This window comes from Dethiothermospora halolimnae (genome assembly GCF_037577855.1).
GTDB classification, from domain to species: Bacteria; Bacillota; Clostridia; order Tissierellales; family VENL01; genus Dethiothermospora; species Dethiothermospora halolimnae.
On the sequence record NZ_JBAKFX010000044.1, the window covers coordinates 1 to 24,917 of the forward strand.

The 24,917-nt window shown below is 28.5% G+C and carries 26 protein-coding genes; 24 read left to right on the forward strand and 2 right to left on the reverse strand.

All coding sequences use genetic code 11. The features are described from left to right. The first annotated feature begins 261 nt into the window (after positions 1-261). The 7 genes from V6137_RS15155 (at position 262) to V6137_RS15185 (ending at position 5,509) form a co-directional block, all read left to right on the forward strand. Positions 262-798 (forward strand): 2'-5' RNA ligase family protein, encoded by a 537-nt coding sequence (locus tag V6137_RS15155; RefSeq protein ID WP_425448795.1) that lies wholly within the window; start codon positions 262-264, stop codon positions 796-798. Positions 799-1,004: 206 nt separating this feature from the next. Then, positions 1,005-1,673: a hypothetical protein gene (locus V6137_RS15160; protein ID WP_425448796.1), complete on the forward strand. Its 669-nt coding sequence runs from the start codon at positions 1,005-1,007 to the stop codon at positions 1,671-1,673. Positions 1,674-1,994: 321 nt separating this feature from the next. After that, complete coding sequence (locus tag V6137_RS15165; RefSeq protein WP_425448797.1) at positions 1,995-2,813, forward strand: AraC family transcriptional regulator; 819 nt, start codon at positions 1,995-1,997, stop codon at positions 2,811-2,813. Positions 2,814-2,890: 77 nt separating this feature from the next. After that, complete coding sequence (locus tag V6137_RS15170; protein ID WP_425448798.1) at positions 2,891-3,262, forward strand: VOC family protein; 372 nt, start codon at positions 2,891-2,893, stop codon at positions 3,260-3,262. A gap of 39 nt (positions 3,263-3,301) precedes the next feature. Then, positions 3,302-3,445 carry a hypothetical protein gene (locus V6137_RS15175; protein WP_425448799.1) on the forward strand — a complete coding sequence of 48 codons (144 nt, stop codon included), beginning with the start codon at positions 3,302-3,304 and terminating at the stop codon, positions 3,443-3,445. Between the two features lie 63 nt (positions 3,446-3,508). Then, on the forward strand, positions 3,509-3,943 hold the full coding sequence (locus V6137_RS15180; protein ID WP_425448800.1) for a hypothetical protein: 435 nt from the start codon (positions 3,509-3,511) through the stop codon (positions 3,941-3,943). A 759-nt stretch (positions 3,944-4,702) separates the two neighbouring features. After that, positions 4,703-5,509 (forward strand): CPBP family glutamic-type intramembrane protease, encoded by an 807-nt coding sequence (locus V6137_RS15185; RefSeq protein WP_425448801.1) that lies wholly within the window; start codon positions 4,703-4,705, stop codon positions 5,507-5,509. Positions 5,510-5,905: 396 nt separating this feature from the next. On the opposite strand, the gene V6137_RS15190 is transcribed toward V6137_RS15185, so the two are convergent. Then, complete coding sequence (locus V6137_RS15190; protein WP_425448802.1) at positions 5,906-6,619, reverse strand: hypothetical protein; 714 nt, start codon at positions 6,617-6,619, stop codon at positions 5,906-5,908. 302 nt (positions 6,620-6,921) lie between these two features. Between V6137_RS15190 and V6137_RS15195 the strand changes: the two genes are divergently transcribed. The 17 genes from V6137_RS15195 to V6137_RS15275 all read left to right on the forward strand — a co-directional run bounded on the left by V6137_RS15195 (position 6,922) and on the right by V6137_RS15275 (position 23,818). Beyond that, positions 6,922-7,191, forward strand: a complete 270-nt coding sequence (locus V6137_RS15195) for a CD3324 family protein (RefSeq protein WP_425448803.1) — start codon at positions 6,922-6,924, stop codon at positions 7,189-7,191. Between the two features lie 200 nt (positions 7,192-7,391). Beyond that, entirely contained in the window at positions 7,392-8,666 is a 1,275-nt protein-coding gene (locus V6137_RS15200) for a serine hydrolase domain-containing protein (RefSeq protein WP_425448804.1), read from the forward strand. Positions 8,667-8,838: 172 nt separating this feature from the next. Further along, positions 8,839-9,057, forward strand: coding sequence for a helix-turn-helix domain-containing protein (locus V6137_RS15205; RefSeq protein ID WP_425448805.1), 219 nt, complete (start codon positions 8,839-8,841; stop codon positions 9,055-9,057). 306 nt (positions 9,058-9,363) lie between these two features. After that, positions 9,364-10,476 carry a class I SAM-dependent methyltransferase gene (locus tag V6137_RS15210; protein WP_425448806.1) on the forward strand — a complete coding sequence of 371 codons (1,113 nt, stop codon included), beginning with the start codon at positions 9,364-9,366 and terminating at the stop codon, positions 10,474-10,476. A gap of 144 nt (positions 10,477-10,620) precedes the next feature. Then, positions 10,621-11,373, forward strand: coding sequence for a zinc dependent phospholipase C family protein (locus V6137_RS15215; protein WP_425448807.1), 753 nt, complete (start codon positions 10,621-10,623; stop codon positions 11,371-11,373). Then, positions 11,366-12,334 (forward strand): aminoglycoside phosphotransferase family protein, encoded by a 969-nt coding sequence (locus V6137_RS15220; protein ID WP_425448808.1) that lies wholly within the window; start codon positions 11,366-11,368, stop codon positions 12,332-12,334. Before V6137_RS15215 ends, V6137_RS15220 begins: the two co-directional genes overlap by 8 nt. Before the next feature lie 40 nt (positions 12,335-12,374). Then, positions 12,375-12,878: a kinase gene (locus tag V6137_RS15225; protein WP_425448809.1), complete on the forward strand. Its 504-nt coding sequence runs from the start codon at positions 12,375-12,377 to the stop codon at positions 12,876-12,878. A gap of 23 nt (positions 12,879-12,901) precedes the next feature. Further along, complete coding sequence (locus V6137_RS15230) at positions 12,902-13,207, forward strand: DUF5713 family protein (RefSeq protein WP_425448810.1); 306 nt, start codon at positions 12,902-12,904, stop codon at positions 13,205-13,207. A 153-nt stretch (positions 13,208-13,360) separates the two neighbouring features. After that, positions 13,361-13,810: a MarR family winged helix-turn-helix transcriptional regulator gene (locus tag V6137_RS15235; RefSeq protein ID WP_425448811.1), complete on the forward strand. Its 450-nt coding sequence runs from the start codon at positions 13,361-13,363 to the stop codon at positions 13,808-13,810. Positions 13,811-13,881: 71 nt separating this feature from the next. Beyond that, a complete protein-coding gene (locus V6137_RS15240; RefSeq protein ID WP_425448812.1) occupies positions 13,882-14,127 on the forward strand; it encodes a DUF2798 domain-containing protein in 246 nt (81 codons plus the stop codon). A 606-nt stretch (positions 14,128-14,733) separates the two neighbouring features. Then, entirely contained in the window at positions 14,734-15,099 is a 366-nt protein-coding gene (locus V6137_RS15245) for a BlaI/MecI/CopY family transcriptional regulator (RefSeq protein ID WP_425448813.1), read from the forward strand. A gap of 4 nt (positions 15,100-15,103) precedes the next feature. Then, positions 15,104-17,296, forward strand: coding sequence for a M56 family metallopeptidase (locus V6137_RS15250; RefSeq protein ID WP_425448814.1), 2,193 nt, complete (start codon positions 15,104-15,106; stop codon positions 17,294-17,296). Between the two features lie 297 nt (positions 17,297-17,593). Further along, a complete protein-coding gene (locus V6137_RS15255; protein WP_425448815.1) occupies positions 17,594-18,079 on the forward strand; it encodes a hypothetical protein in 486 nt (161 codons plus the stop codon). A 467-nt stretch (positions 18,080-18,546) separates the two neighbouring features. After that, positions 18,547-19,212: a response regulator transcription factor gene (locus V6137_RS15260; protein ID WP_425448816.1), complete on the forward strand. Its 666-nt coding sequence runs from the start codon at positions 18,547-18,549 to the stop codon at positions 19,210-19,212. A gap of 29 nt (positions 19,213-19,241) precedes the next feature. Then, positions 19,242-20,426: a sensor histidine kinase gene (locus tag V6137_RS15265; RefSeq protein ID WP_425448817.1), complete on the forward strand. Its 1,185-nt coding sequence runs from the start codon at positions 19,242-19,244 to the stop codon at positions 20,424-20,426. Positions 20,427-20,495: 69 nt separating this feature from the next. Beyond that, entirely contained in the window at positions 20,496-21,179 is a 684-nt protein-coding gene (locus V6137_RS15270; RefSeq protein WP_425448818.1) for an ABC transporter ATP-binding protein, read from the forward strand. After that, positions 21,176-23,818, forward strand: a complete 2,643-nt coding sequence (locus V6137_RS15275; RefSeq protein WP_425448819.1) for an ABC transporter permease — start codon at positions 21,176-21,178, stop codon at positions 23,816-23,818. The genes V6137_RS15270 and V6137_RS15275 overlap by 4 nt, the downstream gene beginning before the upstream one ends. A gap of 209 nt (positions 23,819-24,027) precedes the next feature. Here V6137_RS15275 and V6137_RS15280 read toward each other — a convergent pair whose 3' ends face one another. After that, the gene (locus V6137_RS15280) at positions 24,028-24,693 is read right to left on the reverse strand and encodes an FBP domain-containing protein (RefSeq protein WP_425448820.1); all 666 of its coding nucleotides are present in this window, start codon (positions 24,691-24,693) and stop codon (positions 24,028-24,030) included. Between the last annotated feature and the right edge of the window lie 224 nt (positions 24,694-24,917).

The following is a 24,917-nucleotide window of genomic DNA, read 5'->3' on the forward strand; positions in this document are numbered from 1 at the left end:
TGCTAAACTACGGGTATAGGTTTAAAACCTCCCAGGAGGGATACGTCTATCCTCTATTCAAGAGATATTATATTATGAATTAGCAAGTTAGACCACCTTGCTAGAAATTTGATAGATAATAAAAAAAATAAGATAAGTTTTGTATTAAAAGGTTATTTAAGAATATGAATATTGAAGTTATTTTTAGTGAGAATGTTTGGTAGAAAAGAACTTTATTTTCTATCAAATGTTCTAACTATATTATACGAGGAGGGATTTTATATGGGATACTCAATTGAACTATATTTTAATAAAGATTTCGAGGAGATTTTAAAATCATATTGGAAGGAGTTATATGACAAAGGAATATGTGATTTTATGTATAAAGAAGCTGGTAGACCTCACTTAGCACTATTAGTTTTTGATGATAAAGTTGATGAGGGAAAATTGACAGAGGTATATAAGCTGTTTAGCAATGAAATTCAAAAATTTTCATTATATATGGCAAGTATAGGTGTATTCCCTAGTAGTGGTGGAGTTTCATTTATTAAACCAAAAGTAACAAATGAACTATTGGACTTACATAAAAAGCTATATAAAATAGCAGTTAACAGTGGATTAGATTCAAATATAGATGAACTATATAAGCCTAATTTATGGGTACCCCATTGTACCATGACAATTGGTATTGATAATGATAGATTAATGAAGGGACTTAGTTTATTAGTTAATAGGTTTAAAGTAATGGAGGGAAAGGTTGAAAGTATAGCCTTAACAAGGTTTTATCCCTTAGATATAAAGTATATTAGACAAATATAACTGAGAAAACTTTTTCTGTCAATTGATAAGTTCTATAATGCTTGGATAAAATTACAAAGATTTGGGATTAGTTATGGTGAAACGTACCATAAGTAACGGCGGTTTTGAAGTAGAAGCATTATAGATGCTGGGTTATAGTAGATGCTTAATTTAATTATGAAATAAGTAAATCAATGACAAAAATTTGTTAAGGGGGAAGAACTAGCATGTTAGATTTCGATATTAACTATCCATCACCAGAACATAAGAATTACTTAGAAAGTATGTATAAATATTGCCAAAAAAATAATGTATCAATTTTACTCAAGGGTTCTTTATCCAACAAGACAGCAACTAAATATTCAGACATTGATTTAATATTATTGGGAATAGATATTGACAATAAAATTGATGAGTTAATAACAGTACATGGAAAACCTGTAATGACTAACTTTACTACCAATCCAAAAGGTATAATAGTTCTAGTTCATAAAGATGGAATCTGTATTGATATGGATATTAGAAAAACTATCTCTTATAAAGAATTGGAAGAAAGTATAGTTTTATTAGATATTAATGAAGATTTTGTAGTGAGTGAAGATAATATTGTAAGATGTGAAGTTAATTCTAGATTATTACCTGATAGGTCCAATTGGTATAGAATACTAAGACTAGTGCATAGAGGTACTATAAAATATCTATCAAGTAAAACTCAAAGTGCAATGAACTTATTGTCAGAGACAAAAGAAAGTTTAGGTGAATTAGAAATTTATAACCTAGAATTTAAAGATAATTTTGAAGATGATATTCAAATTATATTCTATGAAATATGTAAGAGATTTAAAGTCAGTAATGGTATTAAACTTCTATTTAATGGTTTATTCAGAGAGTTCTAATGAAGAGGTCTAAGGTATATTATTTTAGATGCAAATTTAATTAAACCAATACCACGTTAACATATATTTAAATAACCGCCGATAACAAAGCTACGGAGAACCGTATCACAAATGACGGCAGTTTCATATGTAATTTAATGGATATTTACTGTCCGTAAGTCAGGATGATTAGTAGTCTATTTGATTTAGAATTAAACATTTAAAAAAGATTTTAATATCATATGAAATTGATAAGAAATAAATAAAAGAATGAAGTGACTATGTGTATAAAACTTTATAAACATACTTTAAAATTATTTTTAGAGAAGGTTGGATATAACTATGACAAAACAATATCTAAATAACTTTATACCGACTCAGGGAGAAAAATTATGGTCTAACATAAAACAACAAAGTACAATATACAGAGAATATTATCCTATTAGGGAACTTCAACCTTATATAGTCTGTTATTGGATTTCTAAAACAATCAATACTAGAAATGAAGTTATTACAAGTAGAGTTATACCCGATGGATGCATGGATATTGTGTTTGATATAGAAGAAATAAGTAAAGGCAAATGTGGGTCAGTATGTGGATTAATGACTAAATTTTCAGAAGAGAAAGTTAAGGGCACAAATGAGTTTCTAGGAGTTCGTTTCTGGCCTGGAGGGATAGTTCCATTTCTTAAAATTTCAGCAAATGATTTTACAGATAAGTTGGTTTTATTGGATGATATTTTAGGAAAAGTTGCTTTTGAGATAAGTGAAAGGTTATATTTTGCAGAAACATTAAATGAGAAATTAATGATTATTGAAGCAGAATTAGTAAAATTGCTAGTAAAAGCTGGTTTATCAAATGAATTAATGATAAGTGCATTATATAAAATCTACAAACATAAAGGAATAATATCTATTAAAAACTTATCACAAGAAATGAATATAAGTCAAAGACAACTATCTAGAAAGTTTCAAAACTGGATAGGTACAAACCCAAAGACATTTATAAATATCATACGTTTTCAAAACATAATTAAACAACTAAATGAAGCTACAAATATAAACTTTCAAGATGTGGTATTTGAAAACGGATATTATGACCAAGCTCATTTTATTAAGGACTTTAAGGCTTTTTATGGAAAAACTCCTGGAAGATTATAATACGAATGTCCACTTTTTACAATACAATAGTAAGTATTAGTATTAAAATAGAAAGAAAATATTGAGGAGGACTAATAATGAATCTAACGAATTGTTGTATTATAACGAATGACGTCAAGAGGCTAAGTGAGTTTTATGAAAAGGTTTTACAAATTCAAGCAGAGTTTTATGGAGAAGATTATGCTGTATTTAGAGTTGGAGATAATATGTTATCGGTCTTTGATTTGAAAGCCCACGAAAGTATAGCTCCAGGTTCAGCTCAAGCTGAATCAAATAAAAGTATAATTCTAGAATTCAATGTTGAAAATGTTGATGAAGAATATGAACGACTAAAGGAGATGAATATTGACTGGGTGAAAGAACCAACAATACAACCTTGGGGAAGTCGTTCTTTCTATTTACGTGACATTGATGGAAATATAATCAGTTTTTATACACATATAAAGTAGAAGTGCTTGAAATAAACTTTATGAAAGAGAGTGAGACTATTGAAAGTGTTAAGAGCTAAGGATTTTGAAAAGGCTTCACAGTCCATTAAAAGGTATGCTAGACCATTAGAAAATGCAATATTCCACCACTATTTCTTTAATGGATCAGAGGATAGAATAGTAAATGAATTAAAAAAATATTAAAATGAAGATGGGGGTTTTGGACATGGAATAGAATCAGATTTTAGCTTGCCCCACTCTTCGCCAATGGCTACATCTATGGGAATTAGACTTTTATCTGAAATTGATAGTCTAGAAGAAGCAAAAGAAATGATAGTGTCAGCTATAGGATATTTGGAATCATCCTTTAATAGCAATAGAAATGGATGGTATGCAGTTCCAAAGGAAGTAAATGATTTTCCTCATGCTCCTAGGTGGCATTATGATGAAGATAATGAAATGACAATAATAGATAAAAGTTGGGGTAATCCTTCTGCTGAGATATTAGCATATTTATATATGTATAAAGAAAATGTTAAAAAATTAGATGTAGACAAATTAATAGAATATGCTATTAACTATATAGAAAATAAACAAGTATTTAACTCTGCTTTTGAACTATATTGTTATATAAAATTATATAAAGTATTGTCTGAGAGATTACAAAAAGAGATTAGAGAAAGAAATATCAGCATCTATTGAACAGGTTATTGTATATGATATAGAAAGATGGTATGAATATGTACCAACACCAATAGATTTTGTGAATGGTTTAAATAGTTATAGATTTAGCATTTCAGAATCTAAATAATATATAAACTTGAAATTATATTGACGTAATTATGTATTTAATGTAATATATAACCATAACAATATGATTATGAAAGGTGGAATGCTATCCGGCAACACTTGATGTTAACAAATCAAATAACATAAGTGAAGCTCGGAGATGAAGGATAAAATCTGTAGTTGAATTTAATAGGTGAGCGATACTGTTATTGGCTAACAGTTGTTTGTTTTATCTAAATTTCAATTTGGATTTTAATCTTTTATCTCTCGGCATATATTACACCTAATTTTTAGGAGCCGTAGATTAAAGTCTATGGCTCTTTTTATTTGGAAATTTACATAATCATATTGTTATAAAAGCAAATAAGGATGAAGAGGACGATAAAAATGTAGTAATATTTAGCTGGATATTTATCCTATATATTATGAAAGGGAAGTGAGAAGAAGTGTTAAAGAAATTATTTAAATATGTAGAAAAGCCAGATGTAACCGGCAATTAGTTTTGGATAATTATTGGCAAATAACTTTACTTAAAAATTTCCAGCTATCCCCGTTTGCTATTGACATGGAGCCTCTGTGGGTATGTTTTCAAGCCCTTGCTGAAGCCCTTTAGATTAAAGGGCTTCAGCGTAAGAAGCTTATCATACCCACCCTCCATGTCAATAGTTCGCTATGCCAAACTCAGTTTTTATTTGGAAAAAATTCTCCGTTTTTATTTGCCAAAATCTCTCCCTTTTATTTTACCATTCACAATACTATGATACATTAAAATTAATAGCACTTTTATTTGCCTCTATTATACTATGGACATTTGCAGCAAAAAATCAAGCAAATATTCTTTGGTTTATTATTATTGGTAGCCTATCAATAAGGTTTATAGTAAAAAATAAGAATGTAGAGAAAAAAGATGTTTTAATAGGAGTTACTTTTGGAAGCATTTCAGTTCTTTCGAGCCCTGTGGAAGGAGTCTTTACAATCCTTGCATATATAGGTGCTACTAGTGTTTTCAAAAACAGTAATAATAAGATAATTCTTTTTAAAAAGAACAGGAATGTCTTAGGGGCATTGTCACTTATAATTGTTAATGGAGGTCTTCTAGGTGTAATAAATCTTATACTTGCAGTACTACAAAATATACAAGTTAACTTTTCTTTAAACATATACTGGGTTTTAAGAGCTTTTAATGCTGGAATAGCAGAAGAAATATTATTTAGATTTTTATTTTTTGCAGTTTGTATTAGAATTGTAAAAGATAAGCAACTTTCAAAACTTCAAAGTTTTATTATTTATCTAATTATGGTGGTACCACACACTTTAATACATTTTAATTTGGATACATTTAATTTTCAGATTGTAGTTGTTTTGTGTTTGTTATTTGGATTACCATTTGCTATTCTTCAAAGAAGAAGGGATTTATTATCTGCAATTGGAGCCCATACGATTGTTGATATAATAAGGTTTTGTGTATTTGGGGTATAGGCTTATATTATGACATAAACAATGAAAAAGTTAAAGTGTTAAGACCATCTATTCTTAAATTTTATTTTATAAATAATAAACGAAAAATGGAATTGCCGATACAATAGTTATGGTGAACCGTATCATAAATAACGGCGATTTAGGCTTATAACTAAGTTAAATCAACATATATGCAGATTTAGTATGTGATACGGTTATTAGAAAAATATAGTATATTTTGATTATATGTTTTCTAAGATTAATATTTGATTTATGGATGTCCCAAGAAACATGTTATGTCAAGGGGATGGGGTTGTTGGCACCTTTATTGTCATCAACTCTGTCCCTTGACTGTCTAACTTTGGCAATGTTAAAAAAATTGTAAATTGAACAGTATCCATAATAAATACATCATAACTATTCAACAGTAATCAATTTTTTATTGTCATATTGAAATAATTTTGGTTTAGATTGCCCTTTTTTATAAATGACTTCGAAAATAGCTTTATCTCTATTGAATGCCACACTTTCAGCATTTAAAATATTATTTAAATTGCTAACAAAAAACTTGTTGTTTTCAAAAATATAAATTTCTGTAGTAGGAATTGTACCATAGGTATTAATGAATTCCGTTTTATCATCATTATCTAAATCTTTTTCAATAATATACCCACTAAGTGTTAATAATTTATAAGGAACTTTATCTTTAATATGAAAGTAGTTTCGCTCTAATGTATGTGACCCAAATATTCCTTGAATACCAAAAACATACGAACTATTCAAATTTAAATCAAATAGTTTAATTTGATTACTATCTAAGGGGGATGGTTCAGATACTACACCTAAGTTATAATACTTATTGTTGTATTTAAGTCCTCCGTATATAGTATCTTTGTTATCAAGTGTAAAAATAAATAGATTGCCATCTTTAATATCTTTTTCTAGTAAAACATCAGAAATATCCGATTTGTTTATTAACTCAATATCGTTATTAACATTGTTGACTTGGGAAAAATCTAAATCAATATTAACATTAGAACTATCGCTTGTATTATCAATATTAGTAGGATTAATACACCCTACAAGACTTAGTGTAATGAAAAAGTAAAGTAAACAAAATAAGCGTCTCATATTTTAGAATCCTCCTTTGAATTATATACTAGTATATAACCTAGACTTAATTTTATACAATTTAATTGATATTCATATTTGGTATGATATTATATAAATATAGAAAATTTCAAGGAGCGTGATTTTATGAATTTTGGGTTCGTAATGCATGAAAAAGATGCAAAACTCTGTACAAAGTCTGTAAGTATGCCTAGGGCGATAATTTGTACAGAGACATATATATTCGCCTAGATTTATTAGTAATTACATATATACAGGCTTTGTTTCCTAAGAGTAAAATAAATCTTAAGGAGATGAGCTTTGTGGACCATATTAATGCTAAAACAATTTTACCAGACAATTTAGTTTTAGAACTTCAAAAATACATTGAAGGTGGATATTTATATATTCCATCTAAACCACAGTCAAGGAAAAAGTGGGGAGAGAATTCAGGAAAACGCAATTATATAAAAAAGAGAAATGAACATATAGTTAATAAGTATAAAAATGGACATAACATTAACAAACTAGCTAAGGAATTTTTTCTATCGATTGATAGTATTAAGAAAATTGTATATGGTAAAAAATCATAGATTTATGGCTGCTACTCTTTTTAGGAGGGCAGCTTTTTTATATTAATAACTTTAGAATCATTAACTGCTAATCAGCAAATTTTTATTATATGTAAAAAACAATACCGAAAGTTAAATTCCCTTTTATTCTATTAACAATTAAATTAAGATTAAATATATGAGTATATATTTAGGTAATAGATAAATGGAGGAGGATTAAAATGGATATAAGAAATAAGATACATGAGTATATGAATGAATACATCAAATTATGGCCCTTTAGTGGGATAGTTACAGTAGTAAAGAGTGGAGAAGTGATATTTAATGAAAATTATGGTATGGCAAACATTGAACATAGTGTTCCAATGACAGAAAAGACAAAATTTAGGATATCCTCTTTAACAAAAGCAATTACCTGTATGGGAATAATGATTCTTAAAGAAAGAGGGATGCTTGATACTAGTGACGATATAAGAACAATCTTTCATGATTACCCTGAGCTTGACGAAGGAATAACCATTCATCATCTAATGACCCATACATCTGGACTTTCTAGTAATTTTTCAGTGGCAGACCCTTATCTTATGCTTGGTAAGCGTCTATGTACCCACGAAGAAGTATTTGATACTTTTAAAGATATGCCCCTTGAATTCGAACCAGGTAAAGGGTGGAGCTATTGTTATTTTGGATACTATTTACTAGGTGTCATAATTGAAAGAGTTTCAGGTCAGAGTTTTCGTGAGTTTATTAAGGAGAACATCTTTAAGCCTTTAGAAATGAAGGATAGCGGCCTTGATGAGTATATAGAAATTCTTCCTAACAAGGCAAGTGGATATTATGCAAGTGATGAAAATTTAATATGTTGTGACATAGACACAAAGAGTACATTTTCAGCAGGAGCTATATATTCAACTGCTGAGGATATGCTATTGTGGGATAAAGCTCTATACACTGAAAAGCTTGTATCAAAAAAGACCATGGATGAGATATTCACACCATATAAATACAATTATGGATATGGATGGATTATAGACAGAAACTTTAATCGTAAAAGAGCTAGACATAGCGGTGGAGGTAGTTGGGGGAATGGATACAATCATCAATTCCAGAGATACATAGACGATGAGATTACTATCCTTGTATTAAGTAATTATGGGTTTTCAAGTTCATTTAATATTAATGAAAACATTGGAAAAATAATATTTAATGAAGAGTATAGTATGCCATCAAGGCCAGAAGCTTTTGAGCTTGATTTAAACATCTATGATAGTTATACAGGTGTATATGAAGAAAATGGAGCAAAAATAGAAGTAAAAAGGGATAAAGAAAACTTATATTTTGTAAAAGAATTTGCAAAGCAAGGCTGTAAGTGGAAAATGCCAATATATCCAATATCAGAAAATAAATTTCATCATATGTGGATAGATCAAGAATATTCCATTGGGAAGGATGATAGTGGAGAGCTTAGATTTAATGGAATTAAGAAAATTTCTTAAAAGTATCATGATGATAAATATTAGACTAGGGTACAGTTGAGTTTCTAAGTTAACACTAGTAATATCAATATATACATAGAATTAGCATGTAATATTCTAATGATCATAAGATAAATAATTATATTGTATTTTATAATTACAAAACTATATAGAAACTAAAAAAATAGGCATTGTGACTAGAATTATGGTATATGTAAAAGAACGGAGGTTAATTAAAACATCAGAAGAAATTACAAATGGAAAGAAAATAATAAATGTTGCATTAGATTATGGTTATCAATCCCATAGTGGTTTTACAAAAGCATTTAACAATAAATTTGGATTTTCACCTTCACTTTTAAAAGCCTTTAGTTTTCAAATTAGATGTAAAAGTAAAAACTTCTTAAAATAATTATTTATAACATAATGGCATTTATAAAAAGGACTACTCCTATCTCTGAAAGGAAAGGGGTAGTTTTTTATACTGATTATTACATAATATAGTATAATGGAATAAGTGTAAAAACAACATCTTTTATAAGCTGGAAATATGATAAATTGAGTTGTACTCTATATTTTTTCTGATAGATATTTGGTAATTAATCTTTATTCAACTTATAAGCGAATTATCTCAACAGTATAGTTATTGTTTTAAATCTCCCTAAGTTATAAAATATAAATATATTATTATTAATAACATGGTGATGGAGTGGTGGATATGAGTGGTATCAAATTAACAATAGCTAAGCTGCGTAAAGAGAAGGGAATAACTCAATCTCAATTAGCAGAATATCTAGGTATATCATTTCAGTCAGTAAGCAAATGGGAGAATGGAACAACTATGCCTGATATAAATTTATTACCAAAGCTGTCAGAGTATTTTCAAGTATCGGTTGACCAGATCCTTGGGATTAAGCCATTAAGTAATAGAGAGTATAGGTCAAGAAAAACAGATAGTGGGGAACATTGGGATGATAAATTAGACTATCTGAAAAAATCAAGGATAGGTTTCTGGAATAACGATTACTTGGAGTTTTTAGTAAGCAAAGTTTGGAAAATAATTGAGCCTATTGATATTATTGATTTTGGGTGTGGTTATGGTTATCTAGGGATGGTCTTACTTCCGATTTTACCAAAGGGAAGTACATATACTGGAGTTGATATAAGTGACACTCTTCTTGAGGAAGCAAAATCAATATTCAAGTATAGTAAATATGTAACAAAGTTTATTAAAAGTGATGTTAAGGACTTTAATGTTCATGAGAAATACGATATGGCCATTTGTCAGGCCTTTTTAAGACACTTAACTAAACCAAAGGATACTTTAAAGAAAATGGTTGATTCAGTTATAGCTGGAGGTATGGTAGTTTGTATTGAAGTAAACAGAGAACTGGAAAATGCAGGCTTATATATTAAAGGAACTAAATATAATCCTGCAAATAAGACCACAATAATGAAAAAACTATGGAAGACTGAACTTGAGTCTGAGGGAAGAGACTATTTTATTGGTATGAAAATACCTTTCTATATGCAGGAGTATGGTTTAAGGAACATAGATGTCCGGTTAAATGATAAAGTGAATTTTATTAATCCATATTCTGATAAGTATTTAGTTGAGGCATTTATGAAATCAAACAATTGGAATAAAAAATTATCTGATGACCATAAAGAAAATATTATTAAACTTTTTATGAATAGAGGACTATCGAGAGCCGAAGCCGAAGTATATGTAGAATCAGAAGAAGTGATTAGAAAATACTTTATAGAGAATTATGATAATGTTTTTGCGATCAAAGCTTTTGGCTTACTAATTTCCTATGGAGTCAAGTGATAATAATGCATAAGTTCACTTCATACAATATAGGATATAAGTCTACTAATCACTGGAAATGAAGTGTGGATAATCGTATTATAAATAGAAACATACAAATTGATAAAAGGGTTTAAAAATGTTCTGTAGGGGGATGAAAAATTAATGGCAAATTGGATTACACATTTGAGAATTGTAGATAATTTATTTAAAAAGGGCATAGATTTAGATGAAAAAGGATTTGTGATTGGTAATGTTGCACCAGATTGCAATGTTGAGAATGAAGATTGGACTAAATTTACACCATCAAGGGAAGTCACCCATTGGATGAAGAAGAAGAGGGATAAACTATCTGCTGATTATGAAGGGTTTTATAATAAATATATTGAAGGCTTACAATTTGATTCATGTGAAAAGATATCTTTTCTTTTAGGATATTATTCTCATCTTATTACCGATGTTCAATTTCAGAAATTTGTTAGGGATGATGAACGAGTTAAAAATATCTTTTGTAGAGTTAAAAATAGAGAAAGTCTATATGAAAGAGTAAAGGGGTATCCAGAGAATTTTGACACATTGAAAGAGGTATTTGGTAAGCAGAATATTCTTACAGATATTCACACCCAAGAATACAATTATTTAAAGAACAATCCCAAATCAAAATATAATACTATACTAAAAAAGGTAAAAGAGTTTCCTGATTATCTTGATTATTTTCCTAAAGGGGCAATAATAAGAAAAATCGGTATTATGACAGAAGGGTTCAAATTAGAAGAAAAAAGAAAAGAGTTTATATTTTTTACAGAAAAAGAACTAAATCACTTTGTCGATGGAACTAGCAATCTAATCTATGAATTAATTAGTAATCTTAAGTTGATAAAGAATAATAGAGTTGTTAAGGTGGGGAAATATGAGTAATAAAAATTCTAGACTATATAATTATATAGATATAGATGTAACAACAGCACAAAAATTATTAGCAGAATATGACAAAAGTATTGAAATAGATAAGTTAGAGCTTATACCCCAAGGAATGAGTACAAGCAATTACATAGTATATACAAAGGATTCACAAATAAAATATTTACTTAAGATTTATCCCGAAAGTGGTGGTAACAGTCAAATAGAAGTATCGTCATACAGATATGCAAAGGAATATATTAATGTACCTAATATATATTTTTTTGATGATAGAAAAACTGTTTATAATAGAGCATATGTAATAATGGACTATATTGATGGTATTACTTTAAAAAAATATATTATTAAGAACAAAAAATTTCCTAAAGATATAGTCTATGATATAGCCAGCAGTCTAGCCTCTTTACATAATCGTGAATATGAAAGCAGAGGATTATTAAATAAAAATTTAAATATACAAGAGATTTTGCCTCCTATAAAAACATTATATAAAAAGAATTTAAATAGTTTTGCGGGTGACCATATTAATAGTGAAATAAAGAAAGATATTTTGGATTTCATTGAAGAAAATCAAGATATGTTAAAAAAAATGGACTCACAATTTGTTTATTCCCATGGAGATTTTCATCCATCTAATATTTTAATAGATAATTCAGATACTCCATGGTTTATAGATTTTGAATATAGTTTATCATCATCTAGGTATTTGGACATTGGTAAGTTTTTTAGAGATAGACCTGCTATAGATAAATATAGGACACAAGATGTATATGATAACTTCTTTAAGGGATATAATTCATCGGCAAAACAACCTTTATCTAGCGACTGGATAAAACTCGCAAGACTTATAGATATAGTTGCTATGCTAGGATTAATAAATAAGAAGAAGGTTCCTGATAAATGGGTTAAAGAAATTGAAGAATCAATAATAAAAACCATGGGGATATTAAAAGATTAAATAAAGTAGAAATTTATTACTCTGGAAGGAGAAATAATAGATGGATAAACAGACAAAATTAATAATACTAAGAGGTAATTCAGGAAGTGGCAAAACTACAACAGCCAAGGCATTACAGAAAAAAATTGGACACGGTACAATGCTAATTTCTCAAGATGTTGTTAGAAGAGAAATGTTATATGTGAAAGATGGTCCCGATACAGAAGCAAGTCAATTATTAAATGAACTTGTATTATATGGGAAAAAACATTGTAATATCATAATTTTAGAAGGTATTTTAAATTCAAAGTGGTATAGAAGACTATTTGAGAATTTAAATCATGAATTTGATAATCAAATTTTTGCATATTACTTCGATATACCCTTTGACGAAACATTAAATCGCCATAAACAGAAATCTAATGCACATGAATTTGGAGAAAAAGAAATGAGAAAATGGTGGAATGAAAAAGATTTATTAGGTATCATTCCTGAAGTATGTATATATAAAGAATCGAGTTTAGATGAAATAATAGATATTATTTATCAGGATATTATAAAGTGAAAATTTTGATTGGAGGGATGTATATGAAATTATTACAGGATATGTACAAGGATAATTATTTTCCAAATTATTTGGTGGATAAAATTAAGGGAGAAATTGATAAGTTAATTAAGTTCTGTGAAAAAGGAAATTATAATTTAGAGGGGATACAGGATGAGTTAGATAAAAGAATTCTAGCCATTAATGATCTAGAAGAAGAGTTTAATGAAAATGGAAGTGAGTTAGAAACGGTGGCAAGGGAATCTATAGCAGATACTATATATTTAGTATTAAAAAAATATAAAATAAATATAGATATAGAGACTGCTATAAGAAAAAGAATTTGGTAAAGGCAAAATAGTTTGATAAAAAACTAAAAAATTGGGCTCAATAAGTTAGGGATTTTAAATAACAATAGAGTTTTTAATTTTCTAACTTGTTGGTTTAGGCAAATAGTTGACTTGTCAACTATATTGAATTATACTTTAAATAGGTGATTAAATATGGAAAATGTATATGAAGAACTAGGAAGGTGGATCTCTATTTTATATAGGAGGTTTCAAGTCTATATTAATAATGAGTTAAAGGATTTAGATATAACATCTTCAGAATATATCTTTTTAATAAAACTTTATGAAAATGGTGAATTAAATCAAGAAGAATTATCATCCATTTATTATATTGATAAAGGGGCTACAGCTAGAAGCTTAAAAAGACTTGAAAAAAAAGGTTATATAAAGAGGTTTAAGGACAAACATGATAAAAGATCATATAAACTTGCCTTAACAGAAAAGGCTTTGTTAGTAAAAACAAGAATATATAAAACTTTAGAATCTTGGGATAAAACTATATCTGTTGATATAACCACTGAAGAACTTAAAAAAATATCATCAACATTAAAAAAAATGTCATTAAGGGCATTGGAGGAGACTAATAATATTAATAAAACTTAGTTGGTTATATTATTTTAGTATTTTTCATTAGAGGAAAAATTTAAATTGAAGTTTGTAAGGGGGGATGTTATATGAAAATTAATAAAAAGTATAAGGGAATTCTATTCTCATGTATAGCTGCAGTATTAATATCTGTTCCAATTGCTTTTTTTATGGTAATAATAAATGTAGGTTTTACTAAAGATTTTTTTAAAGCATTTATTAACTCCTCATTGGTTGGAATCGCTATATCCATTCCTTTAGCCAATGTAGCTATTCCTTTAACTGAAAAAATTGTTGGGAAACTAATAGAGAATGAGGAAAAAATAAAGAGCTAAGGGATCATGTTGACCAAAGGAGTTCTAGTGGACTATTATAAGTGAAGGCAGACATTGTTGGATAATACTTTATAAAATAAAATTTAATTAGCTAGAGTGTAAAAAAATCGCTATTATTTATGATATGGTAAACTGTATTATAAGTAATAGCGGTTTTTTTGATATATATTTTTGTGTACAACCCATCAGATTATAATGCTTTTATTAGGATTAGAACATATTTTTAACCATTTTAAATCATTTTGCAATATATAAATTCTAATTAATTTTACTCCATTTCAAACCTTTTCTTATTTTTTACATGGTTAAAGTTTTATTATTCTTTCTTTAATATTTGAAAATTTTACATAACAAAAGAACAGCTGTTTTTTCTACTTTTAATGGAAAATTGAGGTATTAAAACTTATCATTTATTTTTGTGTGGTAAAACATATGGTTTTTTAAATATTTGGAAGTAGGGCTTTGATATATGATTAAATTAGTACTGGTATAAATTGATAAAATTGTTAAACAACTATTGACAATTGTGGTTTATTACAGTAAACTATAATGCAAGAAAGGTTTATTGGAATAAACCACAACAAAAATTAATAGGGAGGGATTATAGTGGAAAATGAACTTAAGCTTTTTAATGCTGAGTATAAGTTTATGAAGCTGATATGGGAGAATGAACCAATAAAATCTACTAAGTTAGTAAAACTTAGCAATAAAAATTTAGATTGGAAAAAATCAACTACTTATACAGTATTAAGAAAATTACAAAAACGTGGCATTTTAAAAAATGAAAATACAGTGGTCACATCTATTGTAAAACATAATGAAGTGAAAAAATATGAAAGTGAAAAATTAGTTGCTAAGATTTTTAATAACTCATTGCCAAAGTTTCTAGCAACTTTTTTAGGAGGTACTAAGATTACTGAAAAAGAGGCTGAGGAACTAAAGCGAATTATAGACGAAAGTAGAGGGGAATAATGATATGAATATTAATACTATAAAAGATATATTCCTAACTATGTTAGAAATCAGTATAACAGCAACATATGTTGCTGGTATAATCATTTTGGTTAGGAGTTTATTATTTAAAAAAGTTCCTAAGAGTTTTTCTTATATTCTATGGAGTGTTCTGCTATTTCGATTAATTAGTCCTTTTTCAATATCTTCTAGTTTTAGTTTCTTTAATATTATGGATTCACCAGTGCAGAAGGCTACCGGTGGTTTTAAGTATATACCTAGAAATATAGAGGTTATGACCAATTCCCAAATGGGTCCAGAAACAAATGTTATAAGGGACTCTATAAACACATCATTACCAAAAGCAATAGATACAGCTAATTATAGCCCTTTAGAATTAATATTGTTTATAGTAGCTATTATTTGGGTTATTGGAGTTATTGGGTTTGTTTTACATAGTGTCATTAGTTATAGGAAACTAACAGCTAATTTGGGTACAGCCCTTATCTATAAATCACCAATTATTGACAAGATTAAGCTAAAACTCAAAATGAAAAGAAATATAAAAGTATATAAGTGTGATAAAATTGAGACTCCTTTTGTTTGTGGTATTGTCACACCAAAAGTTTATATTCCCACATATGTAAAGGAGGAGGAACTCACTTATATTTTGATGCATGAATTTATACATATAAAAAGATTTGACTATCTTATTAAACCATTTTCATATCTACTTTTAATATTACATTGGTTTAATCCTATTATGTGGATTTCATTTAAACTTATGACTAAAGATATGGAAATGTCCTGTGACGAAGGGGTAATGAGAAATTTAGGTAGTGATATAAAACAGGATTATTCCAACTCTTTATTGTCCTTAGCTGTTAATAACCAAAAAATATTTTATAGTAGTCCTTTAGCATTTGGAGAAAGTAATGTGAAATCGAGGATTAAAAATATTTTAAGATTTAAGAAACCTTCACATTTAATCATAGTAATACTTTTTCTTTTAATTGGATTAGTCAGTATTGTGCTAGTTACAAATCCAAAGGAAAAGGAAGAGTCTAAAAAGGAAAAATCAGAAGACACTATTTCTAGTTCAATAGATACTGGGGCGGATATTAAAGGGGAGCAGTCTTTGGAGGATTTCGATTATAACTTAGCAAAGAAAATCGTAGATAAATATAACTATAACTCCTATATAATATATTCAAAAAAAACTGAAAAAGCCCAGTTATTATTATATAATAGACGAAAAAATACCGATAACTTATGGGCATTGATGGTGACTATAGATGGTAACCTTAAAGTGAAAAAAGAAGAAAAAATAGCATTGCCAAAGGAACTTGAAGGTTTTAATTTCTCTTTTAAAAAAGGAGATTATAGTAAAGATAAGTATTTATTGGGTATTAGATATGTCATTAATAAAGAAGAAGGTAAAATATATTCTGATTTAATCTCTATTCCACGAAACCAATTAAACTCAATAGACATTCTACAGTCCTATAAATTGGGGGAGGGGGCTCAATCCACTATTCCAACTATAATTGATTTTTCAATTGAATTAATAGGAGATTATATTGTATATCAGGATAGAGACTCATACTGGAAGGTGCAAGATTTAAGAAGTAAACAAGTTTATACAAGCGATGAAAATAATGAGCTTTTGGATATAGCTAAACCTTATTATAAAGCTGTTGGTAGGTATATTTACATTTTGAAGTACACAGCCGATAATTCAATATTAGCCTTTGATACATATATAGAAGAATTTGTTTTATTAGAAAACGTGGATGTTGATGATATAGAAGAAAATGGTGAGAAGTCAATAGAATCTAATGTAGATATTAAATCAGATTCCATTTCCTACACCAATGAAACATATAAGTTTACAATTGATTTGCCCAAAGAATGGGAAAATAAGTATGGAGTAAAGGAAGGCGATGACTTTGTTACATTTTTTTATTCACAATATAGATATGGTGATGGTTCATATCAAGATTTCTTCACTATAGCTATTATGACTGAGAAACAATACCAAAAAGAAGTAAACAATCCACCTATGACTGGACAACTACTTGCTAAAAAAGATGGAAATGTATATGTTATTTATACACCCCTTGATGTAGGTATTGACGATGAAGCTAAATTAAAGGAATATAGTGACTTATTCTTGACACACTCTGAGAATAAAAAAATATTTAAATTAATAAAGTGACTATCTCCATATTTTATAATGACTACCCATAACATAAAAGAAGGTCTTGAAGACTTTGATGAAGTGATGTTTACATATAATAGATAAATAGCTAAAAATAAGTATACAATGACATAAATGGTTTTAAACTAATTATATCTACTGATAAAAAACTATGGAAAATTAATTGGATTAGTGCTATAATCGTTGTATAAAAATATAATTTAATACATAGTTGTAAATAAATATAAAGAATAGGTTGTATGTGTATAATAAAAAGACAAATTAATAAATTATAAAATAACAGGGGGGATTGTTATGGAATTTAGAATAATATCATTACCACCATTCAAGGCAGCATCATCTGGTATAGATAAAGAATTTGATTTTTCTTCAAATGGTATCTTAGGAAAGTTTGATAAGTATTTTTCTGAAATAAAACTATCTGAAAGAGATAGTTTTATACCTAGAGACTTTTTGTTTTTTGATGAAGAAGGACAAGGAATGGTATGGTGGTGGGCATTAACCGAGGATATGGATGATGGTAACAATGAAGTGGTTGACTTCGAAGGGGGATACTATATAACTTATGTTTATAAAGACGGGGATGAAGAAACAAATGGTAAGTTATATAATAGGGCCTTGGAATATATTAAGAATTCTGATATTTTAGAACTGGATATTCATAAAAATCATTATGCTATGGGACATATTATTACACCACCAGAGATTATAGAAGCACAAGGATGGGCACAAATGGAAACATTTATCCCAGTTAAGTTAAAAGGAGATTCTATCATATAATGCAAATCAAAGTATATTTTTTAATAAAATTGTAGGAGAAATATTAAAATAGGTGAATCACTGGTTTTTGATTTTTTAACATATCAGGAGCTTGAACAGAGAAAGATGTTTTTTTATGCTGAGATGAATACTAATAGACAGTTATACGTTTACAAGGAAATTGAGGTATATAGCTTTTGAATAAAATCAGTAGACTTAATAGTCTGCTGATTTTTAATATAAATATGGTTTTGAGAATGTAACTATGTTTTCAGACTTTATTAGAAGATGTTTCTTTTATGTAGAGAAAATAAGAAACTGTAGAGTGGTACAAATAAAAAAGGATGAGATGGAAATTTATTATGTATATTTTCATGTATAACACATGTGAGACAAAGAGCAGTTTAGCATCCACAGTTCATTGACTCATGATTATAAATGAAGTAAAATTAGTCATAAAGCAGTAAAATTATATATAGGAGATTGATATGGTTAAAATATTTTTAATAGAAGACGATTATACAATTACTTTGGGAATAAAGTCATTTTTAAGGAAAAATAACTTTAAGGTTATTCACGCAGAAAATATAGAAGAGGGTAAAAAGCTTTTTGATATTGATATTGACTTAATATTACTGGATTTAAATCTTCCCGATGGCATTGGATATGAGTTTTGCCGTTATGTAAAAGCAATTAAAGATATTCCTGTTATTTTTATTACTGTAAGGGATGAAGAAGGTGATATAGTAAAAGGGCTTGATATGGGGGCAGACGACTATATTACAAAACCATTTAAATTCAGTGTTTTACTCTCTCGTATTAATGCTGTTTTAAGGAGAACTAAAAGGCAAAATTTTGAAGATGAGGTTTTAAGATGTAAGGATATTAAAATAATTAAATCCCAAACAAAGGTATATAAAAATGACTGTAAAATATCACTGACAGTTAGGGAATATAACTTACTTTTACTATTATTAGAAAATAAAAATCGCACTTTAACACGAGATGTTTTATTAGACAAGCTTTGGGATGCCAATAGAGAGTTTGTAAACGATAATACATTATCTGTCTCAATAAAGAGGTTAAGAGAAAAACTTGGAGATGCTTCTGTTATTAAAACAGTAAGAGGACTGGGATACAAAGTGGAGGATTAGACTTTAAAATGTATAAGAAAAAGAAAACTATGATATGGGTAATTATTTGTTTTTTATGTGTAATAATTTTTTGTACTTTATTTGGTGTATTCATTTATAGAGGAACAGAAAGGATCTTTTATGAAAAAACTGCACAACTTATAGCTTCTTCAACTAAGGTTTACCCTGATTTAGAACAAGTTTTAGTATCATCACTTAAAGATATTAATGTTGAAGAAATTGATATAGGAAAAGAAATACTAGATAGATATGGATATGGGGAAGGATTTTCCCACATTTTTTATAACCCTCAAAACTTTAAAAAATTAATAATAGGTGCTTTAGTTTTGATTATTTCCTTTATTTGTTGCTTTGGAGGATTATTGGCATGGCTTAACAGAAAAAAGTTGAAGGGAATCGATGATTTAGCAGCATATCTTTATAATATCAACGATGGAAATTATAGAATAAAGCCTAAAACTAAAGAGGATGAATTTTCAATTTTGGAAGACGAATTATACAAGACGGTTGTTATGCTTAGAGAAAGGGAAGAAAGGGAAAGAAAAGAAAAAGAAAACCTAACAGACAATCTTGCTGATATATCACATCAACTTAAAACCCCCCTTACATCTATGTCTCTGATGATTGAGTTACTAGAAGATAGTAGTATGAATAGAGACGAAGCTTTATATATAGAAAGAATCTCTGCTCAAATTAACCGTCTAAATCATTTAGTTTCTGCTTTATTAACCCTTTCTAAGCTAGATGCTGGAACATTAATATTAGAACGAAAGTCAGTAAATGTTTATGAAATGATTTGTAGTGCCGTAGAACCATTAACTTTGATAATAGAAAAAAACAATCAGAGTCTTTATATTGAAGATAATACCGTTGTAACTTATATGGGGGATTTTTATTGGAGTAATGAAGCCATATTAAACATTGTTAAAAATTGTTTAGAACATACACCCTCAGGTGGAAAGATATCTATTAAATATAATCAAAATCCTATTTGCACGAAGATTATTATTGAAGATAATGGAGAAGGCTTTAATAAAAAAGACATTCCCCACTTATTTACCAGATTCTATAAGGGAAAAAATTCCTCTAAAGATAGTATAGGTATAGGACTTGCCCTTGCTAAGTCCATTATCAAGAAACAAAATGGAGAAATTGTTGGTGAGAATAAAAAAACAGGGGGAGCAAGATTCATTATTAAGTTTTATTCAAAATAATTTAACAGTGTCACTAAAATGTCACTTACCAAATGTACAATAAAGTTATTAAGGAAAGGAGTGAACACTGTGAAAATATTGAGAACAGAAAACTTAACTAAAACCTATGGTAAAGGAGCTACAAAAGTCACTGCATTAGACAATTTGAATTTCAATGTAAATAAAGGGGAATTTGTTTCTATTATTGGAGCAAGTGGTTCGGGAAAATCTACCCTTTTACATATGCTAGGTGGGGTAGACCGTCCTACAAAAGGAAAAGTCTTTATAGAAGATGTAGATATTTCCCTTATGAATGAGACGGAACTTGCTTTATTTAGGCGTCGAAAAGTGGGACTGATTTATCAATTTTATAACCTTATTCCCACTCTAAATGTAAAAAAGAATATTCTATTGCCTATGTTACTAGATGGTAAAAAGGTTGATAGAAAACATTTTGACGAAATTGTAAAAATGCTTGGATTAAAGAATAGGCTTAATCATTTTCCAAACGAGCTTTCAGGAGGTCAACAACAAAGAGTTGCTATTGGACGTGCTCTGATTTATAGACCGGCTATTGTTTTAGCAGATGAACCAACAGGAAATCTTGATAGAAAAAATTCTGAAGGAATACTTGATATGTTAAAAATATCAAACAAAGAATATAAACAGACTATTTTATTAATCACCCATGATGAAAAAATCTCTCTACAGGGAGATAGGATTATTGCTATAGAAGATGGTAAAATCCTTTCAGATGAGGTGATTAGTAGATGAAAGTTATACTGGAATATACATTTCACCATTTAAAAAAGAATAAGAGATATACTATTTCTATAATGGTTGCTATATTAATTGCTTCCATACTTCTTTGTTCATTGTCCATTTTGGTACATAGCTTATGGAAATCTAAAGTAAAATCCACAATAAAAAATACAGGTCATTGGCACGGAGAGTTATTTGATTGTATTAGAGGAGATAAATTAAAATATGTGACTGGAAACCCAAATGTAGAAACTACCATGATTAAGGGAGAGTGGACTACTGCCAGACTTTCTAATACAAAACGTCCATATCTGTTAATGAGAGATTTAGGTAGAAACTATTGGAGGGATATGAACGAAAAAAATGCACTTTTAGAGGGTAGACTTCCTAGAAAAAATGGAGAGATAGCTGTATCAAAACTATTTTTTTCCGATAATCCTTCTTATAAAATTGGTGATAGACTAGATATTCCTATTGGCACTCGTATGTTAGGAGATACTAAAATTCATACAGACAATCAGAGACATAAAGGAGAAACTTTTAAAGTTAAGGGAAATAAAGCATATACCATTGTAGGGAAGTTGGATATAGCATCGCCTACTGCATATCCTGGATATATAACCATGGGTTATTTAGACCGTTCTAGAATTGAGGCTAATGATAGTTTAGTAGTTTATATGCGTATGAAAAACCCACGTAAAGTTTATGAAACATTACCAGAAATAGCTGAGGCTGTAGGCTTTAAAAAGGACGAATATGGAAAATATCTAATTAAATATAATAAATATTTATTAGGTCTATATGGCATAAGGGATAAAGGTGACTTTAGTCCCAGTTCCATGATAACACCATTAATATTTATATTAACTACATTGCTGGTTATAGCTGCTTTTGTTCTTATTATTTATAATGGATTTTCTTTATCTGCTAATGCTAGAATGAAACAATTGGGTATATTAAAAAGCATAGGAGCAACACCAGAGCAAATTAAAAATTCTGTCATGTTTGAAGGGCTCATACTAAGTGTTTTTCCAATACCAGCGGGTATAATTATAGGGTATTTATTTAGTAACATGGTTGTATACAAAATAAATGAAATCCTTACTGTAATAGAAGGCTATACCAATATTAAAGTTACCTTCTCATGGCTTGTAATAGTTTTTGCTGTTATTATAGCATTGATTACAGTATTAATATCAGCCTATATTCCGGCAAGAAAGGTTTCAAAATTACTTACTATAGAAGCAATAAGGCAAAATAACATTTCAAGAAATATAAGAAAAAAAATATCCAACGAAATTATCAAAAAAGTACTAGGCATAGAAGGGGAAGTAGCAATAAGTCAATTTACTTTCCATAAAAAGACCTTTCGTACTGCTATAATATCTCTTGCTATATGTTTTATTCTTATATCTGGATATTTATCTATAATGAAGATAGGTGATTTAAGAGTGTCATTGGATACTGGGGATATGTACTATGATATGAGTGTGAATTTAAACATTAACTATGAACCAGAGGAGGAGATGATAGATAAAATTCGAACTTTACCACAGATAAAAGATAGTACCATTGTAAGGAGAGTTCGTACTTCAACTTATGTTGAAAGTGAAAAAGAGTCAGAGGCCTTTGCTAGTGTAGGAGGATTTGAAGAGGTTAAATTAAACAAATACAATATTTTAAAAAGAGATGGAAAGTACAGAATTACTGGAAATATAATAGGATTAGATGATGAAGATTTTAGAGAATATTGTGAAGAGATTGGGGTAGATTATAAAGAATATTATGAAGAAGGGTTACCAAAAGGGGTTCTATTTAATAGTACATATTATAAGGACGATGACTCTTCGAAAAATCTAGAAAAAATCCCATTATTAAAGGTACAACCGGGAGATAAATTTCTTTTACAGGAGAAACTTTGGGATGATATGAAAACGGATAATAAATTTAATATTAAAGTAGGATACATTACTGATGTTTCTCCCCACAAGGATTTTAGATTAAATAGATATAGTTTAGCTTTTATAGTTCCTATGGAAGTTTATGAAAACATTGTTTCAGATTTTATGCCTAGTCGTGCACTTGCCTATCAGAGAATGAAGATTTATCTATTAATTGGCAATGAAAATAGTCCCAAAGTAAGAGAACAGTTAGAAGAAATTTGTGGAACCTATCTTGGGAGTGAAGATTTTCATATATGGAGTAGGTTAGAGAATGAAATAAATGATGGGCTAGTTAAACAGGCTATAAAGATAACATGTTTTGCTATAGCATTGATGTTTGGCGTAATCGGCATATCAAATGCCTTTTCTACAATTTCTAACAATATAAAACTTTCCAGAAGGGAATTTGCCATGCTTCGTTCAGTAGGTATAACTCCAAGGGGGATAAATAAAATATTGGCTTTAGAAGGAGTGTTTTTTGCTTTTAAACCTATTCTTAATAGTATTCCCTTTATATTTTTAATTTGTTGGTTTGCGTTATGGGGAGCAAAAATTACATGGGCTCAATTTTTACCCGTTTTTCCATTGGGAGAAATTTTGATTTATGGAATAGTTATGATAGTAACTGTTTGGATTTCTTATAAACTTTCATCAAAATCTATTAGAGAAGATAATGTGGTAGATGTAATTAAAGACGAAACATTATAATAAATAATGGCAAATATATATACTAATTAAAAATATATCTATGGGATTATTGTTAAGGGGTTGTCTAAGGGATATTATATTTATGAGGGTAGTATAAAAAAATAATAGAAATAAAGAAATTGGATTCAAAAAAATCAGCAAATTAGTAATGCTGATTTTTTTATTTCAATTATATTAATAATGTAAAGTTACAATAGACACATTTATAACTACAGTTTTATATTATTAACGTCCTTTAAAATTTTCTCAAGCTTTTCTGTTGATGCAATCCTTTCGTTACATATTTTACTATCTAAGCAGATATCAAAACCTATTGATCTATAGTTCCCGTTATCGGTTTTGCAGATAGGTGAAACAAAAGCTACTTCATTTCCTTCATCTATGTGATTACAAAGTACACATCTACGGGAGTTGCTGGAAGCATGATTTATAATTCTACATTTCATACCTAAAAGATTGCCATTCATGTTGTAAGCCACAAATAATTTTCTAGTGGATTTATCAACCCAACCCAAGTATACCTTTTTTTCACTTAATATATCTTGACTTGGTAATTTTAATTTTTTTTCCTTTTTAAACAGTCTTTTAATTTGTCCAGTTGTAATGTTTGGCATTCCATAGACATATTTATTTAACTGGTCTAAGTATTTATTAATCTGTATATCAATGTGTAAATGATCATCTATTTCCCTTATATCAAGCAATCCTTTTTCTTCTTTAGATAGGTTTGTAAAAATATTGAATATTTCTTCTTTTATGTATGCTTTAGTAGCTTCAATAATATTAATATCTACGCAACTTTTGTAGGCATTCTTTAAATCATTTAAACGGTTTCTTATATAATTATACTCATGTTTTTTTATAAAAGCTTTCATAAAATCAAGCACTCCTTTTTTAACTTGTGTTACTATCTTTATTTATATAAATAATACCACAATAATAATAGTTTTATTTTGTCATCGGATATATACTAATATCTTAACCAAAAGTAAAAATAACCATTTTAAATTAGAACGTAATGTATGTTAGGGAGCATTTAGCTTAAATATTGTACTGGGAATAAAAACTTTACATTATGTAGATATACTAAGATTATAAC

Coding starts and splice junctions, on each gene's coding strand:
- V6137_RS15155 (WP_425448795.1), top strand. CDS start 262: ATGGGATACTCAATTGAACTATATTTTAATAAAGATTTCGAGGAGATT.
- V6137_RS15160 (WP_425448796.1), top strand. CDS start 1,005: ATGTTAGATTTCGATATTAACTATCCATCACCAGAACATAAGAATTAC.
- V6137_RS15165 (WP_425448797.1), top strand. CDS start 1,995: ATGACAAAACAATATCTAAATAACTTTATACCGACTCAGGGAGAAAAA.
- V6137_RS15170 (WP_425448798.1), top strand. CDS start 2,891: ATGAATCTAACGAATTGTTGTATTATAACGAATGACGTCAAGAGGCTA.
- V6137_RS15180 (WP_425448800.1), top strand. CDS start 3,509: ATGGCTACATCTATGGGAATTAGACTTTTATCTGAAATTGATAGTCTA.
- V6137_RS15185 (WP_425448801.1), top strand. CDS start 4,703: ATGCCAAACTCAGTTTTTATTTGGAAAAAATTCTCCGTTTTTATTTGC.
- V6137_RS15190 (WP_425448802.1), bottom strand. CDS start 6,619: ATGAGACGCTTATTTTGTTTACTTTACTTTTTCATTACACTAAGTCTT.
- V6137_RS15200 (WP_425448804.1), top strand. CDS start 7,392: ATGGATATAAGAAATAAGATACATGAGTATATGAATGAATACATCAAA.
- V6137_RS15210 (WP_425448806.1), top strand. CDS start 9,364: ATGAGTGGTATCAAATTAACAATAGCTAAGCTGCGTAAAGAGAAGGGA.
- V6137_RS15215 (WP_425448807.1), top strand. CDS start 10,621: ATGGCAAATTGGATTACACATTTGAGAATTGTAGATAATTTATTTAAA.
- V6137_RS15220 (WP_425448808.1), top strand. CDS start 11,366: ATGAGTAATAAAAATTCTAGACTATATAATTATATAGATATAGATGTA.
- V6137_RS15225 (WP_425448809.1), top strand. CDS start 12,375: ATGGATAAACAGACAAAATTAATAATACTAAGAGGTAATTCAGGAAGT.
- V6137_RS15230 (WP_425448810.1), top strand. CDS start 12,902: ATGAAATTATTACAGGATATGTACAAGGATAATTATTTTCCAAATTAT.
- V6137_RS15235 (WP_425448811.1), top strand. CDS start 13,361: ATGGAAAATGTATATGAAGAACTAGGAAGGTGGATCTCTATTTTATAT.
- V6137_RS15240 (WP_425448812.1), top strand. CDS start 13,882: ATGAAAATTAATAAAAAGTATAAGGGAATTCTATTCTCATGTATAGCT.
- V6137_RS15250 (WP_425448814.1), top strand. CDS start 15,104: ATGAATATTAATACTATAAAAGATATATTCCTAACTATGTTAGAAATC.
- V6137_RS15255 (WP_425448815.1), top strand. CDS start 17,594: ATGGAATTTAGAATAATATCATTACCACCATTCAAGGCAGCATCATCT.
- V6137_RS15260 (WP_425448816.1), top strand. CDS start 18,547: ATGGTTAAAATATTTTTAATAGAAGACGATTATACAATTACTTTGGGA.
- V6137_RS15265 (WP_425448817.1), top strand. CDS start 19,242: ATGATATGGGTAATTATTTGTTTTTTATGTGTAATAATTTTTTGTACT.
- V6137_RS15275 (WP_425448819.1), top strand. CDS start 21,176: ATGAAAGTTATACTGGAATATACATTTCACCATTTAAAAAAGAATAAG.
- V6137_RS15280 (WP_425448820.1), bottom strand. CDS start 24,693: ATGAAAGCTTTTATAAAAAAACATGAGTATAATTATATAAGAAACCGT.